The sequence below is a fragment of the Candidatus Bandiella numerosa genome, from assembly GCF_021811875.1.
GTDB lineage: Bacteria > Pseudomonadota > Alphaproteobacteria > Rickettsiales > Midichloriaceae > Aquirickettsia > Aquirickettsia numerosa_A.
Window position 1 is genome coordinate 1 of record NZ_JAJBJD010000148.1, and the last position, 2,804, is coordinate 2,804.

At 31.6% G+C, this 2,804-nt stretch carries 2 protein-coding genes and 1 tRNA gene; all 3 read right to left on the bottom strand.

Going from position 1 to position 2,804, the window contains the following annotated elements; translation table 11 throughout:
• Positions 1–188 precede the first annotated feature (188 nt).
• Positions 189–279 (bottom strand) — tRNA-Ser (locus L8D11_RS04790).
• 168 nt (positions 280–447) lie between these two features.
• The gene (locus L8D11_RS04795; protein ID WP_236870532.1) at positions 448–1,116 is read right to left on the bottom strand and encodes an MJ0042-type zinc finger domain-containing protein; all 669 of its coding nucleotides are present in this window, start codon (positions 1,114–1,116) and stop codon (positions 448–450) included.
• Positions 1,117–1,118: 2 nt separating this feature from the next.
• Positions 1,119–2,573 (bottom strand): Asp-tRNA(Asn)/Glu-tRNA(Gln) amidotransferase subunit GatB, encoded by a 1,455-nt coding sequence (gatB, locus tag L8D11_RS04800; RefSeq protein ID WP_236870533.1) that lies wholly within the window; start codon positions 2,571–2,573, stop codon positions 1,119–1,121.
• Between the last annotated feature and the right edge of the window lie 231 nt (positions 2,574–2,804).

Sequence of the window (2,804 nt, forward strand, 5' to 3'; positions counted from 1 at the left end):
GAGAAGATTAATCTCTTCTCTATGTACTCTGCTTTTGGTAAACACAAATCTGAAACCGCCCTATGCGACATCGCTTGTACGGTGGTGTGAGAGGGAGGTGCTGCAATGCGCCTCTCTACTCGATTTTCATTTTAACTTGACGGTGCCGATTTGAAAAATGACGCTCAAAAAGTTCGAGTGCTGTAAGCTGGCGGAGAAAGAGGGATTCGAACCCTCGATACGAAAAAATCGTATACTTCCTTAGCAGGGAAGCGCCTTCAGCCACTCGGCCATCTCTCCTAGATGTTTGTGGATATAATCTAGTTTTTTTTAATAAAAATAGCAATAAAAAAGTACGCTTGAATGCTACATTTAACGTTTAAACCCAACATTTTGCGAACATTTTAATTATTATATTAGATAAATATTTGTTACATTGAGGTCCATATATTTATGCTTAATGAAATTTTATTTTCTTGATTTTTTATACTCATGATTGTGGTGGAAATTTTTTAAATCGTGAATATTTCCTATCCCCACAAAAATAAAATCCAACTCCCCAATTTCCTTGTCCGGACATATTGACACATTAAACTCAGAATGAGGCGGAATATCCTTCCTAAGATTGGTTGACATATTTAGTATTTTATTATTTTCGTCATAACCTATTATTTTCACCGTTTGCACAAATTTTGTTTTATCAGAATCATTAATGATTTTGATTGGTATTTTATACCTAATTTGCCTGTTAAAATTACTATCTCCATATTCTTCTTTAATTGGCTTAGAAAGTTCTATTTTTAAACCTTCTGCATTATGATAATCAAACAATTTATAAAAAATTTCAAAAAAAGCATGCTGATCAACTAAAAACTCTCTCTCAACATATAGAAATAAAGATAAAGCAATAAAAATAATAAGTGAGTAAATTATAGAAGCTATATTTTTTTTGATACTTTTACTGGCGATTTGACTAACTATTGGTTCATTGCTTTCACCTAATTTAATATTTCCCTTGTTAGGTATGTGTAACCATTCATATTCACATACAGAACAACAAACCATTCTTCCATGATTGCCAATTTCAGATTCACTAACTCTAAATTTCGTATCACAATTTTTACATTGAATTATCATTTTCAATTGGATTGTAACTTTTTTATTAATATTTCATTAACGCTTTGAGGATTAGCCTTGCCTTTGCTTATTTTCATTATTTCCCCGACAAAAAATCCAAATAATTTATCTTTTCCTGACCTATACTCCTCAACCTTTTTAGGATTAGCACTGATAATGTCATCGATATATTTTTCAATTTCATCAGTATTAGAAATTTGAGATAAATTGTATTTTTCGACTATTTTTTCTGGCGCTTCATTAGTTTCAAACATTTTATCAAGTACTTCTTTTGCTATCTTGCCAGAAATTTTATTAGAAGCAATTAACTGTAGCAGAGAGCCAAAATCTTCAGAACTAATGGATAAATCACTAAACTCTATACCTACTTTATTTAATCTTCCAAAAAGCTCGGCACAAATCCAATTTGCAGCAAGCTTAGGTTCAATTTTTTTAGCAATTTTTTCAAAAAATTCCGCAACTTTTTTATCTGCAGTTAATACTTCAGAATCGTATTCAGTGATACCATATTCTTTGATGTACCTCTTTTTTTTATCTTCTGGTAATTCAGGAAGGTTATTCCTAATATCATTGATATACTCTGAAGAAATTCTTAGTGGTAATAAATCTGGATCAGGAAAATACCTATAATCATTAGCTTCCTCCTTTTTTCTCATAGACTTTGTTTGACCTAAATTGACATCAAATAATCTAGTTTCCTGAATAATTTTTTGTTCATCTTCCAATAATTCTATCTGTCTATTTGCCTCATGCATTATAGCCTTGCCAATGTTTTTGAAGGAGTTCAGATTTTTTATTTCAACCCTTGTTCCTAGCTCATTATCTCCTTTTTTCTTAACTGAAACATTAGCATCACATCGCATTGAACCTTTTTCTAAATCTCCATCACACACGTCAATATATCTTAATATATTTCGTAATTTTTTCATGAATTGCTCAACTTCATCAGGATCTTGAAAATCTGGATTTGTGACTATTTCAATCAAAGGAACTCCCACTCTATTTAAGTCAATAAAAGTTTCGGTAGGGCTTTGGTCATGAATGCTTTTTCCTGCATCTTGTTCGATGTGAATACGATTTATAACAATTGTTTTTTGCTCCCCTTCTTTTGTTGTAATTTCAATGCTACCATCAGATACTATTGGATAAAAAAACTGAGAAATTTGGTAGCCTTGAGGAGAATCAGGGTAAAAATAATTCTTCCTATCGAACATAGAAAACTCATTGATCTTAGCATCAAGCGCAAGACCTGCTCTTACAGCTAATTCTACACATTTTTCATTTGTTACTGGCAACATACCTGGCATTGCTGAATCAATAAATGATACTTGCTCATTATTCTCCTCACCAAAACTAGTTGAGGCGCTCGAGAATAATTTACTGTTTGAACTCAATTGCGCATGAATTTCTAAGCCTATAACAAGCTCCCATTCATCTTTAATTCCTTGAATAATCATTTATAATATTTAGAAGTACATAATAGTTTTACTGTAATTCTGTACCATAAGCTAGACTATTTTACTAGTAGACGAGTAAATAATTATTAAAAATTACGTCTTATTTTTTGGCATTGCTAAGCAAATATAGCGTCAAAGAAGAAATGTATATACACAGATAATTCAGCCATATCAGCGGCTTTGGAATAAGCCTTGGTTTTTCGATTGTATCTCTTGATAAAGTCTCTGAGA